General features: G+C 62.2%; 13 protein-coding genes. 4 read left to right on the top strand and 9 right to left on the bottom strand.

The genetic code is table 11. From position 1 onward, the window contains the following. Positions 1-254: 254 nt before the first annotated feature. Positions 255-2,804: an alpha-amylase family glycosyl hydrolase gene (locus HSW_RS22665; protein WP_052346242.1), complete on the top strand. Its 2,550-nt coding sequence runs from the start codon at positions 255-257 to the stop codon at positions 2,802-2,804. An 85-nt stretch (positions 2,805-2,889) separates the two neighbouring features. Here the strand turns inward: HSW_RS22665 and HSW_RS08080 are convergent, their stop codons facing one another. Genes HSW_RS08080 through HSW_RS08070 form a run of 3 tightly spaced genes read right to left on the bottom strand, consistent with a single transcriptional unit; the run spans position 2,890 to position 3,849 of the window. After that, positions 2,890-3,165: a hypothetical protein gene (locus HSW_RS08080; RefSeq protein WP_044001520.1), complete on the bottom strand. Its 276-nt coding sequence runs from the start codon at positions 3,163-3,165 to the stop codon at positions 2,890-2,892. A 40-nt stretch (positions 3,166-3,205) separates the two neighbouring features. Next, the gene (locus HSW_RS08075; protein ID WP_044001519.1) at positions 3,206-3,547 is read right to left on the bottom strand and encodes a hypothetical protein; all 342 of its coding nucleotides are present in this window, start codon (positions 3,545-3,547) and stop codon (positions 3,206-3,208) included. 35 nt (positions 3,548-3,582) lie between these two features. After that, positions 3,583-3,849 carry a hypothetical protein gene (locus tag HSW_RS08070; RefSeq protein ID WP_044001518.1) on the bottom strand — a complete coding sequence of 89 codons (267 nt, stop codon included), beginning with the start codon at positions 3,847-3,849 and terminating at the stop codon, positions 3,583-3,585. Between the two features lie 382 nt (positions 3,850-4,231). On the opposite strand from HSW_RS08070, the gene HSW_RS08065 reads away from it, so the two are divergent. Next, complete coding sequence (locus HSW_RS08065; RefSeq protein WP_044001517.1) at positions 4,232-5,767, top strand: SulP family inorganic anion transporter; 1,536 nt, start codon at positions 4,232-4,234, stop codon at positions 5,765-5,767. 87 nt (positions 5,768-5,854) lie between these two features. Here the strand turns inward: HSW_RS08065 and HSW_RS08060 are convergent, their stop codons facing one another. The 4 genes from HSW_RS08060 to msrB form a co-directional block, all read right to left on the bottom strand. Further along, complete coding sequence (locus HSW_RS08060; protein WP_044001516.1) at positions 5,855-8,389, bottom strand: excinuclease ABC subunit UvrA; 2,535 nt, start codon at positions 8,387-8,389, stop codon at positions 5,855-5,857. 129 nt (positions 8,390-8,518) lie between these two features. After that, a complete protein-coding gene (locus tag HSW_RS08055; RefSeq protein WP_044001515.1) occupies positions 8,519-9,259 on the bottom strand; it encodes a hypothetical protein in 741 nt (246 codons plus the stop codon). Between the two features lie 61 nt (positions 9,260-9,320). Next, complete coding sequence (locus HSW_RS08050) at positions 9,321-10,799, bottom strand: NCS1 family nucleobase:cation symporter-1 (RefSeq protein WP_052346241.1); 1,479 nt, start codon at positions 10,797-10,799, stop codon at positions 9,321-9,323. A 52-nt stretch (positions 10,800-10,851) separates the two neighbouring features. Beyond that, positions 10,852-11,307: a peptide-methionine (R)-S-oxide reductase MsrB gene (gene msrB, locus HSW_RS08045; protein ID WP_044001514.1), complete on the bottom strand. Its 456-nt coding sequence runs from the start codon at positions 11,305-11,307 to the stop codon at positions 10,852-10,854. An 87-nt stretch (positions 11,308-11,394) separates the two neighbouring features. Here msrB and HSW_RS08040 point away from each other — a divergent pair, with 87 nt between their 5' ends. Continuing rightward, positions 11,395-11,787 (top strand): SpoIIAA family protein, encoded by a 393-nt coding sequence (locus HSW_RS08040; protein WP_044001513.1) that lies wholly within the window; start codon positions 11,395-11,397, stop codon positions 11,785-11,787. 110 nt (positions 11,788-11,897) lie between these two features. Here HSW_RS08040 and HSW_RS08035 read toward each other — a convergent pair whose 3' ends face one another. Then, entirely contained in the window at positions 11,898-13,505 is a 1,608-nt protein-coding gene (locus HSW_RS08035) for a protein adenylyltransferase SelO (RefSeq protein WP_044001512.1), read from the bottom strand. Positions 13,506-13,747: 242 nt separating this feature from the next. Then, positions 13,748-15,481, bottom strand: coding sequence for an alkaline phosphatase D family protein (locus tag HSW_RS08030; RefSeq protein WP_044001511.1), 1,734 nt, complete (start codon positions 15,479-15,481; stop codon positions 13,748-13,750). A gap of 292 nt (positions 15,482-15,773) precedes the next feature. Between HSW_RS08030 and HSW_RS08025 the strand changes: the two genes are divergently transcribed. Further along, positions 15,774-16,619 (top strand): universal stress protein, encoded by an 846-nt coding sequence (locus tag HSW_RS08025; protein ID WP_044001510.1) that lies wholly within the window; start codon positions 15,774-15,776, stop codon positions 16,617-16,619. Positions 16,620-16,626: the final 7 nt, after the last annotated feature.

Here is a 16,626-nt window from a genome sequence, read left to right as displayed (position 1 = left end):
ACCCCAGAACGTCATTCCGAGCGAAGCCGAGGAATCTCGCATGCTGACGTTGCAATAGTAATTAGATTGCTAACGAGCGAGATTCCTCGACTCCGCTCGGAATGACGGTCGAATATTCTCGCCCGGAACAACGTTCTACCGCTCTCACTTACAATGGCATTTCTTTTCAGTCGAGCAGCCCCGCCGCCGGCCGAAACAGCCTGAAATAGCCGTAACTTTAAGGCTCTTTTTGCTGATCCTCGCCGCTTCTGCCGATGAAACACCTTGTACTTCTTGTCCTGCTGCTCAGCAGCTTCAGCACCTGGGCCGTGCCGCTTACTTTTCGGGTGGATATGCGGCAGCAAACGGTGGCCGCCACCGGACTGCACGTAGCCGGCAACTTCCAGGCCGCCGCCGGTTTTCCGGCCGACTGGAACCCCTCCACCACCCTGCTCACCGACCCCGATAACGACCGGGTGTACGAGGTGACGGTGAACGTGCCGGCCGGCACCTACCTCTACAAGTTCGTGAACGGCAACGCCTGGGGCGGGGCCGAACTGCCTCCCGCAACCTGCGGCGTCACCGACGGAAGCGGCAATGTGAACCGGGAAGTGGTGGTGGGCGGTAGTGCCGTACGGCTCCCCACTCTGCTGCTTGGCGGCTGCAATACGCAGGTGCGGTTTGCGGTGAACATGCGCGGCCAGACCGTGTCGCGGGCCGGGATGCACGTTATCGGCAACTTTCAGCCGCTGGCCGGCTATGGCCCGGAAGGTGACGCCAACGCCCTGCCCCTCACCGACGACAACGGCGACGGAATTTATGAGGTGCAGATTGCCCTGCCCGCGCCCATCCGGTTTCAGTACCGCTTCGTGAACGGCAGCACCCCAGCCGACGCGGAAAACGTACCCGCCGCCTGCGGTACACCCGATGCCAGCGGCACCCTCACCCGCGTGTTCGAGGCCATGGCGGCCACCAACCCCATGCCCGCCGTGTGCTTCGGCACCTGCCAGACATGTACGCCTACGCTCACTGACTACACCACCCACTGGTGGAACGACGCGGTATTCTACGAAGTGTTCGTGCGCAGCTTCTACGACAGCAACGGCGACGGCAAGGGCGACTTCGCGGGTCTCACCCAGAAGCTCGATTACCTCAACGACGGCAACCCCGCCACCACCACCGACCTGGGCGTTACCGGCCTCTGGCTGATGCCCATGATGGCTTCGCCGAGCTACCACGGCTACGACGTAACCGACTACAAAGCCACTGAGTCTGACTACGGCACGATGGCGGAATTCGAGGCATTTCTGGCCGCTGCTCACGCCCGGGGCCTTAAAGTAATTATTGACTTGGTACTCAACCACGCCTCGGAGCAGCACCCCTGGTTTCAGCAGGCGGCCAGCAGCCCCACCAACACCTACCGCGACTGGTTCCGCTGGTCGGCGACGGTGCCGGGAACGGGGCCGGGCAACGGTACGGTATGGCACCCGCGCAACGGCAATTACTACTACGGCGTGTTCTGGAGCGGCATGCCCGACCTGAACTGGCGTAATCCACAGCTGAAAGCGGCCATGTGGGATGCCTCGCGGTTCTGGCTGCGCAAGGGCGTGGATGGCTACCGCCTCGACGCCGTGAAGTACCTAGTGGAAAACGGCAACACCATCGAAAATACCCCCGAAACGCTGGGCATCCTGGAGGAATTTCATGATTCGGTGCGGGCCGTGAACCCCGCCGCTTTCACCGTGGGCGAAGCCTGGTCGAATACGCCAGCCGTAGTACCCTACGTCCTTAACCAGCGCCTCGACGCCTGCTTTGAGTTTGACCTAGCCGCTGCCATTATCAGCAGCCTGAATGCCGGCAACCCGGCCGCCCTGCGTACCCAGCTGGGCGTGGTGGACCGCTCTTACCCCAAGCTGCAGTACGCCACCTTCCTCACCAACCACGACCAGAACCGTGTACTGGACCAGCTGGGCGGTAATCTGGCCCGCATGAAGCAGGCGGCGGCCCTCTATCTTACCATGCCTGGCGTACCGTTTCTGTACTATGGGGAGGAAGTGGGAATGCTCGGGGCCGGCGTGGATGAAGACAAGCGCAAGCCCATGCAATGGACGGCCGGCACCCAGGCGGGCTTCACCACCGGCTCGCCCTGGCGCGGCCTCAACGGCAATTACGCCCAGTTCAACGTAGCCACCCAGCAGGCTGACCCGAACTCCCTGCTCAACCACTATAAGCAGCTCATCCGGCTACGCAACACCCACGAGGCCCTGCGCAAAGGTTATCTGCTGCCGCTCACTTCCCCAACAAACAGCGTGCTCAGCTATGCCCGCGTGCATCAGCAGCAGGCCGTACTGACGGTGGCCAATATGGGCAGCTCAGCTAATCCGGCGCTTTCCCTGGCCTTGTCTACGCTACCGGCCGGCGTGTACCGGGTGACCGAATTGCTGACGGGCCAAGCCGCTGGCACCGTCACGCTGGACGCGCAGGGCGGCTTCACGAACTGGTCCTCGTCTCTGACGACGCTGGGCCCTAATCAGTCGTGGCTGCTGCACCTTTCGCCCACCCAGATTACGGCTACCGCCAGCCGCGCCGCCTTCACCACGAACCTGTACCCAAATCCGGCCACGCAGCAGGTAACGCTGGAACTCCCCACGGCCGTTCCTGCCCAACTGCTGGTGTATAGTGTGCAGGGGCAATTATTGCGTACTATTTCCCTCACCGGCCGCCGCCATACCCTCGATACCGGCACTTGGGCCAATGGCACCTATCTACTGCGCATCCAGAGTGGCGCGGCTGTATCGGTGCAGCGGCTGGTAGTAGCCCACTAGCGCACGGTGCTGCCCGCCTAAACGCACAAGAGGCCCTGAATGCCGACTATGTTGACATTCAGGGCCTCTTGTACGTTCAGCTAGGTTATTTTCCCCCGGAGAGGTAGTGGTCGTCAATAGCTTTATCCATTTCCTCACGGAAAGTGATAAGCAGGCGGCTGCGCTCCTGTTCCGGCATGCTTTGCAAAGCGTGCTCGAACGTCATGCGGTAGACGTGGGCCATGAACGTAGCCCCGTAGGTGGTAAAAAAGCCGTCGTGGACTTTAGTAAAGGCCACTTTCTCGGCGGAGGAAATGGAGAGGGAAAGGGCTAGCCATTCCTTGGCGTTGTTCGCCAGGCTGAGTTGTAAATCGGTATCCATGAAGAAGTATTGATACAAAAAGTTTCGGGGACGCGTAAGCCTACCGCTGCCGCCGATACGGCAGAAACGTGTGCGGCACAGCGGCAGCAGGCACGGCGGCTTGGCCACCGTGCGCCGCATAAAACGCCGTAATGGCCGCTTCCAGCGCGGGCCGGTCGTGCAAACCCACGGTGGCGGCTATATCGGAGGCAGCCAGCGGGGCCGGGAGCATACTGAGCCGGCAGCCGGCAATGCCCAGCGGGTGCTCAATGAACAGGCGGGCCCCATCCTGAGCCGGGGCTTCGTGGAGGTAGCGCCACGCCTGCCCGAAAGCGGGACGGGCGGCACTGCGGGAATCATCGGTGTCGGCAAAGCCCAGGCTCCGCAGGTAAGAATCGGTCATCAGTGATAGGGTAAGAAAACGGGAAGCAGAATGTTTTAGGCCGACTGCACCTCGGCCGGCCAGTTCACCTGCCGCAGCAGCACCCGGAACTCAGCCTCTGAGGCTACCCGGCCCTGAAAGCAGTAGAGCAGCTGCCCGTTCACGGCTTCCAGCAAGGCCAGTTCCTCATCGGGATAGAGCACCACGGTTTCCTGACCGCACTCACTGGGGCGGCTGTAGCGCGTCTGGCCCGCCGGGGAGCTGAACCGCGTAAAGCCAAACGCCTGCAGCAGCTCGGCGGAAGGCTGATAAAAAGACGGCATGAGAGGTAGCCCGTAAAAGGGAGAGGCCCACCGAAAAGCGGGGCCGAAGACACTGCGGCGGCCGGAAGCCAGGCAGTCGGGCGGCACATTGCCGCTTCGGGGAAGATGGGGGGCGGCCGTCGGGGCGGAGCCTTTCCTCCAAGGTACGCTTTATTATCCTGGCGCGGCGGTGGCATAGGGCACGGTCGGGCAATACCGCACCATTTTTTTGGACCGGGGTCGGGGTCGGCCATACCTTTGTGCCTGCTTATGTGTCTTACTCTCTACCGTATTTTCAAGCTCACCCCACCCTGAGGACTGGCCTGCTTACCCTGCGCCGCCGCTTCCTGCCCGGAAGTGGGCGGCTTTTGTTTTGCCCAACCCCGTCACTTCTCAGCTGTTTATGTTTCAGGTTCTGCCGTATCTGGCTCAATATAAAATCAACGTTAAAAACGAAATTCTCGCCGGCCTGACTACCGCGCTGGCCCTGGTGCCGGAGGTAGTGGCCTTTGCGTTGCTGGCCCACATCAGCCCGCTGGTGGGCATCGGCTCGGCCTTCGTCATCTGCCTGCTCACGAGCGTCTTCGGCGGCCGGCCGGGCATGATATCGGGCGCGGCCGGCTCGGTGGCTGTCGTTATTGTGGCCCTGGTGGCCCAGCACGGCGTGGAATACCTGTTCCTGGCCGTGGCCCTGATGGGCGTTATCCAGATTGCCGTGGGGCTGCTGCGCTTCGGCAAATTTATCCGGCTGGTGCCGCAGCCGGTGGTGTACGGCTTCGTGAATGGGCTGGCCGTCATCATCTTCATGGCCCAGCTGGAACAGTTTAAAGTCCCCGGCGCGGGCGGCGAGGAGCAATGGCTGCAAGGCACCCAGCTCCTACTGATGCTGGGGCTGGTGGCCCTCACCATGGCCATCGTGTACCTGCTGCCCAAGCTCACGAAGGCCGTGCCGGCCTCTTTAGTAGCCATTATTGCAGTGTCAGCGCTGGTGATTGGAGGTGGCCTTGACACCAAGTCGGTAGGCGATATTGCCTCCATCAAGGGCGGGCTGCCCACGCTGCACTGGCCGCAGGTGCCGCTGAACTGGGCTACGCTGGCGCTGGTGCTGCCCTACTCTGTTATTATGGCGCTGGTGGGCCTCACTGAAAGTCTGCTGACGCTGACCGTGGTGGACGAAATGACCGACACACGCGGCCACGGCAACCAGGACTGCGTGGCCCAGGGCTTGGCCAACGTGGCTTCGGGCCTAACCGGCGGCATGGGCGGCTGCGCCATGATCGGACAGACGATGGTGAATCTGGAATCCCGGGGGCGCGGGCGGCTGTCGGGCGTGGTGGCGGCGTTGGCGTTGGCGCTGTTCGTGGTGGCGGGCTCCTCCCTCATCGAGCAGCTGCCGCTGGCCGCGCTGGTGGGCGTGATGTTTATGGTGGTGATTGGCACCTTCGAGTGGGCCAGCCTGCGCATCCTGCGCCGCATGCCCCGTGCCGACGTGCTGGTGATGCTGCTCGTGACGCTGGTCACGGCCGTGTCACAGAACCTGGCGCTGGCCGTACTGCTGGGCGTGGTGATTTCGGCGCTGGTATTTGCCTGGGAAAACGCCAAGCGCATCCGGGCCCGTAAGCACACCGACGCTGCCGGTACCCGCCACTACGAAATCTACGGCCCGCTCTTTTTCGGCTCAGCCCAGGCTTTCACCGATAAGTTCGACGTGCAGCAGGACCCCGCTCAGGTGGTCATCGACTTCCGCGAAAGCCGGGTGGCCGATATGTCGGGCATTGATGCGCTGCACAAGCTCACAGAACGCTACCACCGCCTGGGCAAAACCCTGCACCTGCGCCACCTCAGTCCCGACTGCCGTCAGCTGCTTCGCAATGCCGGCGCCCTCATCGAAGTCAACATTCAGGAAGACCCCGACTACCGCGTGGTAACGGCCGAGTAAAGCGGCAGAGGCGCGAACTTTGCGGTTCGCGTCCCGCGCCGCTCTAACCACACAAACGGCGCGGAGGCGCGGACTGCAAAGTTCGCGCTACTGCATAAACCGCTTCAGAAATGAGGCGGTTTTGCTGTTTTTGGCGGTGGCTACCGTGGCGGGCGGGCCCTGGGCTACTACCTGGCCGCCTTCGTCGCCAGCCCCGGGGCCCATGTCCAGCACCCAGTCGGAGGCGGCTACCACGCGCATATCGTGCTCTACCACGATAACCGTGTTGCCCGCGTCGGTGAGGCGTTGGAGCTGCACTAGCAGACGCTCCACGTCGGCGGGGTGCAGGCCGGTGGTGGGCTCGTCGAGCACGTAGAGGGAGTTGCCGCGGCCGGTGCGCTGCAACTCGGTGGCTAGCTTGATGCGCTGGGCCTCGCCCCCGCTCAGCTCGGTGGCCGGCTGACCGAGGCGCAAATAGCCCAGGCCCACTTCGCGCAGCACCGTGAGGGCCCGGTGTACGGGGGCCTCGTCCCGGAAAAACTCCCAGGCCACATCCACCGTCAGGTGCAGCACCTCGGCAACATTCTTCCCCTGGTACTGAATTTCGAGGGTTTTGGCGTTGTAGCGGGTACCGTGGCACACCGAACAGGGTGCGTACACGCTGGGCAGAAACAGCAGCTCCACCATCACAAACCCCTCACCCTGGCAGTTTTCGCAGCGGCCCTTGGCTACGTTGAAGCTAAACCGGCCGGCATCGTAGCGGCGCTTGCGGGCCTCGGGGGTAGCGGCAAACAGCTTGCGCACATGGTCGAACAGGCCGGTATAGGTAGCCATATTGGAGCGCGGTGTGCGGCCGATAGGTTTCTGGTCCACGCGCACCAGCCGCTTGATGGTTTCCAGCCCTGATACGATTTGCCCGCCGGTTTCGGTCGTAGCGGCGCGTTCCAGCGGGTCGGTTTCGGCTTCCTCCTCCGCTTCTACTGCTTGTCCTAACTGCGCAGCCACCAGCTCCACCAGTACCTGACTTACCAAGCTGGATTTGCCGGAGCCCGACACGCCCGTGACGGTAGTGAGCACGCCTAATGGAAACTGCGCATACAGGCCGTTGAGGTTGTTACGATGCACGCCTTCCAGTCGCAACCAGCCGGCTGGTTCCCGCACGGTGCGGGCCTGGGCCGCCCCGTGCACCGGGTACAGGAAGCGACGGGTGTGCGAGGCATCCACCGCCTCCAGGCCGGACGGTGGGCCGCTGTAGAGGATTTCGCCGCCCAGCTCCCCGGCGGCTGGCCCCACATCCACCAGCCAATCAGCCTGCCGGATAACGTCGAGGTTGTGCTCCACCACAAACAGCGAGTTGCCGGCCTGCCGCAGTCCGGCCAACGCTTTCAGCAACGCCTGGGTATCCGAGGGGTGCAGGCCGGCGGAGGGCTCATCGAGCACATACACCACCCCAAACAGATTGGAGTAGAGCTGCGTGGCCAGCCGTAGCCGCTGCAATTCCCCCGGCGACAACGTGGGCGTGCTCCGCTCCAAAGACAGGTAGCCCAGGCCCAGATCGAGCAGCACCATGAGGCGGGCGCACAGATCCTGCGTGATGCGGCGGGCTACTTCGGCCTGCTCGGGGTGGTCCTGGTCGTGGGCCTGGGGCCGGGCCTTGCCCTCAGCAAAGGGCCGGATGAGGGCTTCCACGCGCTTGAGCGGCAACGCCGAAAAATCGGCAATATCCAGTCCGGCAAACGTTACGCTCAGCGACTCGGGCCGCAGCCGCTTGCCGTGGCAGGTGGGACAAGCTTGGCTGAGCATATACTGCAACGCCCGCTTCTTCATGAGTGGGCTCTGGGTGGTGGCGAAGGTGTGCAGCACGTGTCGGCGGGCGCTGCTGAAGGTACCCATGTAGTTCGGTGGCTCCCGGCGCTTCACGGCCCGCTGGGTTTGCTCGGGCGAGTAGCCGGGGTAGACCGGCACCACGGGCTGCTCCTCGGTGAACAGAATCCAGTCGCGCTGCTGCTGGGGCAGGTCCTGCCACGGAATATCTACGTTATAGCCCAGGGTTACGAGGATGTCGCGCTGGTTCTGTCCACCCCAGGCCTGGGGCCAAGCAGCAATGGCCCGCTCCCGGATGGTGAGCGAGGGGTCGGGCACCATGCTCTGCTCGGTTACCTCGTACACGCGGCCCAGGCCGTGGCAGGTGGGGCAGGCGCCCTCCGGGGTGTTCGAGGAAAAGGCTTCGGCGTAGACGATGCCCTGCCCCGCCGGGTAGTCGCCGGCCCGGGAATAGAGCATGCGCACTAGGTTGGAAAGCGTAGTGACCGAGCCCACCGAGGAGCGCGTGGTGGGTGTGCCGCGCTGCTGCTGCAGGGCTACGGCTGGCGGCAGCCCCTCAATGGACTGCACCTGCGGCACCGACATCTGATGAAACAGCCGCCGCGCGTATGGCGACACCGATTCCAGGTAGCGGCGCTGGGCCTCGGCGTATAAGGTACCAAAGGCTAGGCTGCTTTTGCCCGAGCCCGAGACGCCCGTAAACACCACCAGCGCATCGCGCGGAATGTCCACGTCCACGTTTTTGAGGTTGTGTTCCCGCGCCCCGCGCACCCGCACGAAGCCGTTGAAGTTGGTTGTTGGTTGAGGGGAATCGGGCATAGCAGCAGAGCAGGTTAGCGGCTCTGTATACGGCAGCGGCCGAAAAGTATCCCACCAACTACAGCAGCCAGGTCTTGCCTCCCCGTAGTGAGCTTACCTGCCAAGACTTATGCAGCCACTATTTTATCCTTACCGCACGGTCACATCGAAAAACTGCCGTTTCATATCCGCTACTCTCTTTCCACTCATCATGTCCTGCAAACTGGCTGTTTCTATCCGCACGGTAGTGGCCGAAATCCAGCCCCCGCTCACCACAAAGCAGTTTTGTAACTGGACATCTTTGAGAAGCTTTAACGTGCCCTTGGTGATGCGCCACAACTGGAAGCCCGGGTGGCAGTCTTCGGATACAACGAAACAGTCATTCTGCTTGGCGAATAGTAGCGTGCCACTGCGGTTTATCTGCGGCTCATTCGCCACTTCAGTTACCTTCTCATTAGCCTGACTGGTGAGTAACTGCTCCGTATGCTCGTATCGGTCTTTGGTAATCCATAACAGACCTGTGAGAGGCTCCGTGCCCCCGTAACGATGAGTTATCACCTTGGACTCGTCATCTACTGTGTGTGGGTGGACATTATGAAATACAACACGCCGCTTATTTGGCCAGACTACAGTAACACCACTACTCCCGAAAGAGACTTCAGGTAATGGTCTTTTCCTGAAAGACGCTTGCTGAAACGCCGCCGCGCCTTTCGCCGGTGCTACGGTTGCTACCGCGCCTACTGCTTGCCGCAACTCGGCCAGTGCACTGGTATTGACCGTTGGCTTTTCGGAATTTGTTCTGCCGGCTGCTCTGGCCAAGGTATGCGGTAGGCTGAACACTACGGCAGCCAACAGGACAATGCGTGGAAATACCGAAAGCAGATTGCTCATCTAAGATCTACAAGTGAAGAGTATAGGGCCACGCAAAATACGGTTATACTACCTCTAGTTGCTACTCTACTACCCGCATCGGCCGCCGCATTAGCAGCACGTACAGGCCGGCCGAGAGGAAGAATCCCACGAACCAGGCGTAGCTATACAGGCCCGCCAGCCAGGACCACACTAGGCCGGCCGGCACCGCGCCCACGGCCTGCAGAAAGCCGGGCACGTTGGGCAGAATCCCGACGAACAGGGCCAGCACGGCCCGGCGGTTCACGCCGTTCTGGTAGGTGTAGCGACCCTCATAGCGGTAGAGGTCAGGAACATCTAGCTGCTGGTGGCGGAGCAGGTAGTAGTCGGCTATCATGATACCGCCGATGGGGCCCAGCAGCGCCGAGTAGCCCACCAGCCAAGTGAAAATGTAGCCTGAGGGGTCGGCAATAAGCTTCCAAGGGAAGATAAGCAGGCCGATAACGCCGGTGATGTAGCCGCCGGTTTTGAAGCTGATGCGCTGCGGATTCAGGTTGGCGAAGTCGTTGGCGGGGCTGACGATGTTAGCGGCAATGTTGGTAGCCAGGGTGCTCAAGGCCACGGCCAGCATGGCCACGCTCACCAGCACCCGGCTTTCAAACTTGGCAGCCAGCACCACCGGGTCCCAGATGGTCTGCCCGTAAATGACCAGCGTCGCCGACGTGACGACTACACCCACAAACGAGAACAGCGTCATGGACGAGGGCAGCGCCAACGCCTGCCCCAGCACCTGAGCCCGCTGGCTCACGGCGTAGCGAGTGAAATCGGGAATGTTTAAGGAGAGCGTGGCCCAGAAACCCACCATCCCCGTCAGGGCCGGGAAGAAATAGGCCCAGAACTCCGCCGACGAGGCAAATTTGGCCGGCTGGCTCAGAATGGGCCCCAGCCCATTACCGGCCGCAATGGCCCACCACAGCAGCGCCCCCGCCGCCACCGGCAGAAAAAACGCTTTGAACACCAGCAGCTTCTTGATACTATCTACGCCCAGGTACACCACGTACATATTCAGGGCCCAGAACAGCACGAACACCAGCGCCGGCCCGGTGGCCAGCCCCCAACTCGGCGGGAATACCGGCGGCAACTGCCCCAGGGCAGGCACCCACAGCACCGCCATCTGGTACAACGCATAGCCCCCAATCCAGGTCTGAATCCCAAACCATCCGCAGGCAATGATGGCGCGCAGCAAGGCCGGCACGTTGGCCCCGCGCACCCCAAAACTGGCCCGCGCAAACACCGGAAACGGAATACCATACTTCGCCCCGGCATGGCCGTTGAGCAGCATGGGCACCAGCACCACCGTATTCCCCAGAAAGATAGTCAGCAGTGCCTGCCACCAATTCATGCCGCCCCCGATGAGCGAACTGGCCAGCATGTAGGTAGGAATGCACAGGCTCATGCTGATCCAGAGGGCCGCGTAGTTGGCCGTCGTCCAGGTGCGGGCGGCGGCGGGTACGGGAGCCAGGTCGGCACTGGTCAGGCCGGCGCTTACGGGCGCATCGGCCACGGTGGTAGTCTGGGTCATGGCAGGAAGGCCGGTTAGGTTCTTCCTAAAGAAAGCAGATTACCCAAGCATTTCACAATGAGCCCGTAGCGCGCCGCTCCATGCTCACCGAGTTCATACAGTAGCGCAAGCCGGCCGGGGCCGGGCCGTCCGGAAAAACGTGGCCGAGGTGCGCCGCGCAGCAGTTGCACATGGCTTCCATGCGCTGCATGTGGTGGCTGTCGTCGAAGTGGTAGCGGATGGCGTTGCGGGCGGCGGGCTGCGTGAAGCTTGGCCAGCCGGATATGGCGTGGTACTTGGTGGCAGCGTCGAACAGCAGGCTACCGCAGCCGACGCAGTGGTAGCGGCCAGGCTCATAGCTACGGCAGTAGGCGTTGCGGTAAGGCGGCTCGGTGGCTTTTCGGCGCATTACCTGATATTGCGCCGGCGTCAGCTGCTGCTGCCATTCGGCATCCGGCCGCTCCAGTCGCTGCGGCGGCTCGGGGTTGCCGTAGCGGGCAAACGTGAGAATGTCGATCCAGCGGAGCATTTTTCTGCGTAGTTGTTGCGTTGAATACCCTATCTTCCGGTAGCTGGCAGCAGCGGTGCCGACTATTCCTTTTTGCCGTTCTTGGATATGGAGTACCTGTACGATACGCCTCCCCTTTCCATCTCCTACGACCCCGATCATCAGTGGCTGTACGTGGAGTGGAAAGGCCAGCACGACGCAGAATCAGCTCGAACGGGTGGGGAGCTGGTGCTGGAGTATCTGCGGCAGCGGCCCTGCTACAAAATGCTGAACGACAACAGCCAGGTTTCCAGCGAATGGGAAAAAGGGGCGCGTTGGGTGGGCACCGAATATTACCGCCTCCTGGCACAGCAGGGCATGCGCAGCGTGGCATGGGTGTGCCCTGCCCACTGGCCAGCCCGCAAGTCCATGGAAATGGCCATGTGGTTCGTCACGCAGCCCACCGTGTTACTCTTCGATGATGTAGCCGCCGCCTACGCTTGGCTGCTGCGGCAGGTATGAGTTGTGAGTTGCCGGTTGTCAGTTGCCCGTTATTAGTTATTAGCAGTTAGCAGTTAGCAGAAGCTCGTCCATTAACAACCGGCAACTCACGACCGACAACTGGCAACTCATCACGAGCTACACGAAAGCGTGGCACTGCCCGGTTTTTCGCGGGCCCACTCGGGGCGTTTAGCGGCTAAGTCCTCGTAGGCCGGGTGCTCGTCGAAAGGCGTTTTCAGGACGTGATACAAGCGTTCCAGGTCGGTCAGGTCGCCGGCCTCGGCGGCTTCAATGGCCTGCTGGGCCAAGTAGTTACGCAGCACATACTTGGGGTTAGCCGCTAGCATACCCGCCCGGATGGCTTCCGGCTCCGCTGTTTCCTGCCGCAGCCGCTGCATGTAGCGCTCCAGCCATTCCAGCAACGGCGTGTGCACGGCACCCTGCGGGTTATAGCTGACTTCTTCAATGAGCGACTGAAAAGCCGCCGCATTCCCTTCGGGCTCCGCCAGCAGCGCCGGCACCAGGTGCGACAACCGCCGGAAAAACAGCGTCATGTCGGCTTCCGAAGTTTCCAGGGCGGCGTGCAGGGCCTCGGTCAGGGCATAATCGGGCTGACCATCGGGATGGGGCGTGAGGCCGAGCTTACGCAGGAGCATAGCCTGGCGCGTCTGGTTGAAGGTGGCGGCGTAGAGGTCGAGGGCGGGGCGCAGGGCGGCGGTGGCGTCCGTTACCAGCGGCGAGAGGGCCTGGGCCAGCTGCATCAGGTTCCAGAGCGCCACCCGAGGCTGCTGCCCGAAAGCGTACCGGTAGGTGCTGAAGTCGGTAGTGTTGGGCGTCCAGCCCGGCTCGTAGGGCTCCAGCCAGCCGTAGGGGCCGTAGTCGATGGTCAGCCCCAGAATGCTCATGTTGTCGGTATTCATCACCCCGTGCACGAAGCCCACCGTCATCCAGTGCGCCACCATCACGGCCGTGCGCCGACAGATTTCGGCAAACCACTGCGTGTACACCGCCTCCGACGGCTCGCCCAGCTCCGGAAAGTGGTGGCGAAGCACATAATCGGCCAGCTGGCGCAGGTTATCCAGTTCCTGATGGGCCAGCAGAATCTGGAAGTTGCCAAACCGCACGAACGACGGCGCCACGCGGCACACCACGGCCCCCGGCTCGGGACGGGCGTTGCCGTTGTAGAACATGTCGCGCACTACCTCGTCGCCGGTGCCTGCCAGACTCAGGGCTCGGGTGGTGGGTACGCCCAGGTGGTGCATAGCCTCAGAGCACAGAAACTCCCGGATGGAGGAGCGCAACACGGCCCGCCCATCGGCGCGGCGGGAGTACGGCGTGGGGCCGGCTCCTTTCAGCTGCAGCTCCCAACGCGAGCCATCCACGGCCCGCATTTCGCCCAAAGAAATAGCCCGCCCGTCGCCGAGCTGACCGGCCCAGTTACCGAACTGGTGGCCGCCGTAGCGGGCGGCGTAGGGCTGCATGGTAGGGGCCACGCGGTTGCCGGCCAGCAGCTCCACGGCCGGTCCCCGCTCCGGCGGGCGCGGGAGGCCCAACGTAGCGGCCAGGTCCTCAGACCAAGCCAGCAGGTGCGGATCGGCCACGGCGGTGGGCTGTACCGGCGAGTAGTGGTAGCCCGGTACCTGACGCGGCACGTTCTCGCGGGAAGGGTCGCCGAGCAGTTCCGTGACAAACGAGTTGGTAAACGTAGCGTGGTCGAGGGGTTGAGGAGCGGAGGCCATGCAGGAAAATCGAAGAGAAGAAAGGCACTAATGCCCAGGCTGAATTGCCCGAACTGAATACCGGCACAAAGTACGGTACTGATGCCCACCTGGGCAGTCAGCTTCTTCTCAACCAATTTCCGGCCTTTTTGGGTTCGTCTGTTATGGCTACCGAATCTCTGCTCAAAACAATGCGTCCCTCAGAAACGAAATCCGAAGGACGCATTAGCTGCGTTAGTCGATACTCATGCCCCACCCGACCCCTATACTTCCGTAGCGGTGCGGCCCAGGGTGGTAGCGGTACTCTCGGTGGTGAGCGTGGCCACGTACTTCCACTGCGCGGTGGCCTGGCTGCTGGTGAATTCTACCTCCAGGAAACCCCGCCGGGAAGCATCCAGGTACTGCAAATCATTAATGAGCAGCTGATTTGATTGCTCGAACCCCTGAATAGCCGCCGCGCTGCCGGCCAGCAGTGCCTCAAACCCCGGGGAGGAAACCGAGGACGTGGCAAATTCAGCGCCTACTTTGCGGCCACTGTTCACCATCAGGTCGCTGTGCCAGGCATTGTGCGTGTCGCCGGCCAGCGAAATGAGCCCTTTGCCGCCAGCGGCGGCCAGCACAGCCTCCCGCTCCACGGGGTAGCCGTCCCAGGCATCGAGGTTGTAGGGCAGCACCGTTTCCACGCGGGCCCGCTCGGTGGCCGTTACCGTGGGGTCGCCGGCCAGAATGCGAGTTTTAATGACAGCCAGCTGCCCGGCTATTGTGCTGTACTGGGCCAGCAGGGCCGGCGTGGGGCCGGCGGCCAGCTGGGCTACCAGCGTCAGCAGCTCGGCCGGAATATACATTTTCCCCATCAGCACCTGGGAGCCCAGCACCTGCCAGCGCGCCGAGTTGCCGGCTAGTTGCCCCGTGAGCCAACTGCGCTGTTCGGCCCCCAGCAGGCTCCGGCCGGGGTTGAGCCAGGCCGCCCCAAATGCCTGCGTATTGAACGCGCCGGCACTCCCGATGTAGTCACTGAAGCTGAGCTGCTTATCGCGCCCGACCAGCCGCGTATCCAGCATGAGCAAGTTAACCAGACTCCCGAACTCGAAGCGCCGGTAGATACGGGTTTTGTCGGTTACACGGGCGGGCAGGTATTCGTGCCAGGCCTGAATGGCAGCCTGCTTGCGGCTCTCGAAGCTGCCTTCGGTGGGCTGGTGGTTTTCGGCCCCAGTGAGGTAGGCGTCGTTTGCCAGCTCATGGTCGTCCCATACGCAGATGAAGGCTTTGCGCTGGTGCGCCAGCTGCAGCTGCTTGTCGCTGCGGTACTGGCGGTAGCGGGTGCGGTAGTCGTCGAGGGTCAGGATTTCACCGGCCGGCAAATGAGAGCGGTTCAGACTGGCCGTGTTGGAGTTGGTGCCGTAGCCGCCGGCCCCGTATTCGTAGATGTAGTCGCCCAGATGCACTACCGCATCGGCCTGCGACTCCGCTACGGCCCCGTACACGTTGAACAGCCCAGCCTGGTAGTTGGCACACGATACCACCGCCAGCCGGGCGCGGGTGGTCTGGCCGGCGGCGGGCAGCGTGCGGGTTTCGCCTACTACTGAGGTAGCACCGGTTCGCTCGTTGCGGAAGCGGTAGTAGTAGGTCTTGTAACTGGCCAGGCCGGTAGCTTCGGTCCAGATGGTGTAGTCGGTGGCGGCGGTAGCGGTTAACGTACCACTGGCTTTGAGCGTACCGAAACCAGCTTCCTCGGCCAGCTCCCACCGAATATCCGCCGAGGCGGGCTCATTGGTGGCGGGCGTATAGCGGGTCCATAGCAGGATGCTGCTCTGGCTGGGGTCGAAGCTGGCCACACCCTCTCGGAAGCCAAAGTCACCGGTATATTGCAGGGCCTCGTCGTCATCGTCGCAGCTGGTCAACATGCCGGGTAGCAAGGCCAGGCCGCTCGAGAGCAAGGCCGTATTCTTAAGAAAATCGCGGCGATTAAGGCCAGAGCGGGTAGCGGATTTTGACATAACGAGAGGCTGATTGAAAGGCCTCGCAAGCTATCCGCGCAGTGTTAGTCAAGCGTTACCCCGACATTATTGAATCTCGACGCTACGCCACCTACTGGCTTGGTGGTCTTCTTTATTAAATCATTACGCAAACCCTCAATCTATCAACGCATTGCTTTGCGGCGCCCCTGTTTTTTCGATTCATCTCACCTTGTATTATCCTGTTAATTTATATATCTTATCTGCGCTTACGCCCACTATCAGGTCCTAAGTCCACCAAGCCGCCAAGGGCCCGACTCTTACTTCCGTCACCATGAAAAACCTGCTTGTTCCCACCGATTTTTCCCCGGAAGCACACTACGCTTTTGAGGCGGCTTTACAGTTGGCCCACCGCAGTGGTGGCCACGTTACGCTGCTACATGTAGTGGACGCGCCGCCGGCCGCCGGCATTGCCACTTCCGGCGGTATGATGGCTGGCGACGGCCTCAACAATGTGTACATGCTCAAGCTGCTGCAGGCCACTAAGCGCCGCATGCACGAGTGGATGGCGGAGGCCCGCAGCGTGATGCCTGACGTGCCGGTGCGCGACCTAGTAGTTACGGCCGAGTTTGAGCCCGCTGTGCTGGAAATAATCCGGGAGCACCACATCGAGCTGGTAGTGATGGGCGTGCATGAGCACACTTCCTGGACGCGGTTTTTCCTGGATTCGCACACCGAGCGGGTAATGCGGGCAGCTCCCTGCCCGGTACTCACCATCAAGCAGCCGGCCCCCGATTTTCAGGTGCAGCACTTGGTTTTCGCCTCTGACTTCACTGCCGAAGCCGACCGCGCCGTACCCGGCCTGAAACAGTTACAGGCGCTGTTCCCGGAAGCCACGTTGCACCTGCTGGACGTGGTGCCCTCCGCCGACCGGCACGGGGCAGCCCTGCACGACATTGAGGATTTTGCCCGACGCCACCAGCTCACTCACTACGAGGCAGAGGTGTTCGACGCGCCCCGCGTGAGCACCGGTATTCCGCGCTTCGCCGAGCTGGCCCACGCCGATTTAGTAGTGATGCTCACCCACGGCCGCTCCACGCTGAGTCACCTTTTCCAAAGCAGCACCTCCGAAGCCGTGGCCCTGCACGCCCCCCAGCCCGTCATGACGGTGCATGCCTGAACCAGGA

The sequence above is a fragment of the Hymenobacter swuensis DY53 genome, assembly GCF_000576555.1.
Lineage (GTDB): Bacteria > Bacteroidota > Bacteroidia > Cytophagales > Hymenobacteraceae > Hymenobacter > Hymenobacter swuensis.
This window is presented reverse-complemented; position numbering and strand designations above follow the sequence as displayed.

What these genes read in the sequence shown, in the direction of transcription:
- HSW_RS22665 (WP_052346242.1), top strand. Translation starts at nt 255, where the DNA reads ATGAAACACCTTGTACTTCTTGTCCTGCTGCTCAGCAGCTTCAGCACC.
- HSW_RS08080 (WP_044001520.1), bottom strand. Translation starts at nt 3,165, where the DNA reads ATGGATACCGATTTACAACTCAGCCTGGCGAACAACGCCAAGGAATGG.
- HSW_RS08075 (WP_044001519.1), bottom strand. Translation starts at nt 3,547, where the DNA reads ATGACCGATTCTTACCTGCGGAGCCTGGGCTTTGCCGACACCGATGAT.
- HSW_RS08070 (WP_044001518.1), bottom strand. Translation starts at nt 3,849, where the DNA reads ATGCCGTCTTTTTATCAGCCTTCCGCCGAGCTGCTGCAGGCGTTTGGC.
- HSW_RS08065 (WP_044001517.1), top strand. Translation starts at nt 4,232, where the DNA reads ATGTTTCAGGTTCTGCCGTATCTGGCTCAATATAAAATCAACGTTAAA.
- HSW_RS08060 (WP_044001516.1), bottom strand. Translation starts at nt 8,389, where the DNA reads ATGCCCGATTCCCCTCAACCAACAACCAACTTCAACGGCTTCGTGCGG.
- HSW_RS08055 (WP_044001515.1), bottom strand. Translation starts at nt 9,259, where the DNA reads ATGAGCAATCTGCTTTCGGTATTTCCACGCATTGTCCTGTTGGCTGCC.
- HSW_RS08050 (WP_052346241.1), bottom strand. Translation starts at nt 10,799, where the DNA reads ATGACCCAGACTACCACCGTGGCCGATGCGCCCGTAAGCGCCGGCCTG.
- msrB (WP_044001514.1), bottom strand. Translation starts at nt 11,307, where the DNA reads ATGCTCCGCTGGATCGACATTCTCACGTTTGCCCGCTACGGCAACCCC.
- HSW_RS08040 (WP_044001513.1), top strand. Translation starts at nt 11,395, where the DNA reads ATGGAGTACCTGTACGATACGCCTCCCCTTTCCATCTCCTACGACCCC.
- HSW_RS08035 (WP_044001512.1), bottom strand. Translation starts at nt 13,505, where the DNA reads ATGGCCTCCGCTCCTCAACCCCTCGACCACGCTACGTTTACCAACTCG.
- HSW_RS08030 (WP_044001511.1), bottom strand. Translation starts at nt 15,481, where the DNA reads ATGTCAAAATCCGCTACCCGCTCTGGCCTTAATCGCCGCGATTTTCTT.
- HSW_RS08025 (WP_044001510.1), top strand. Translation starts at nt 15,774, where the DNA reads ATGAAAAACCTGCTTGTTCCCACCGATTTTTCCCCGGAAGCACACTAC.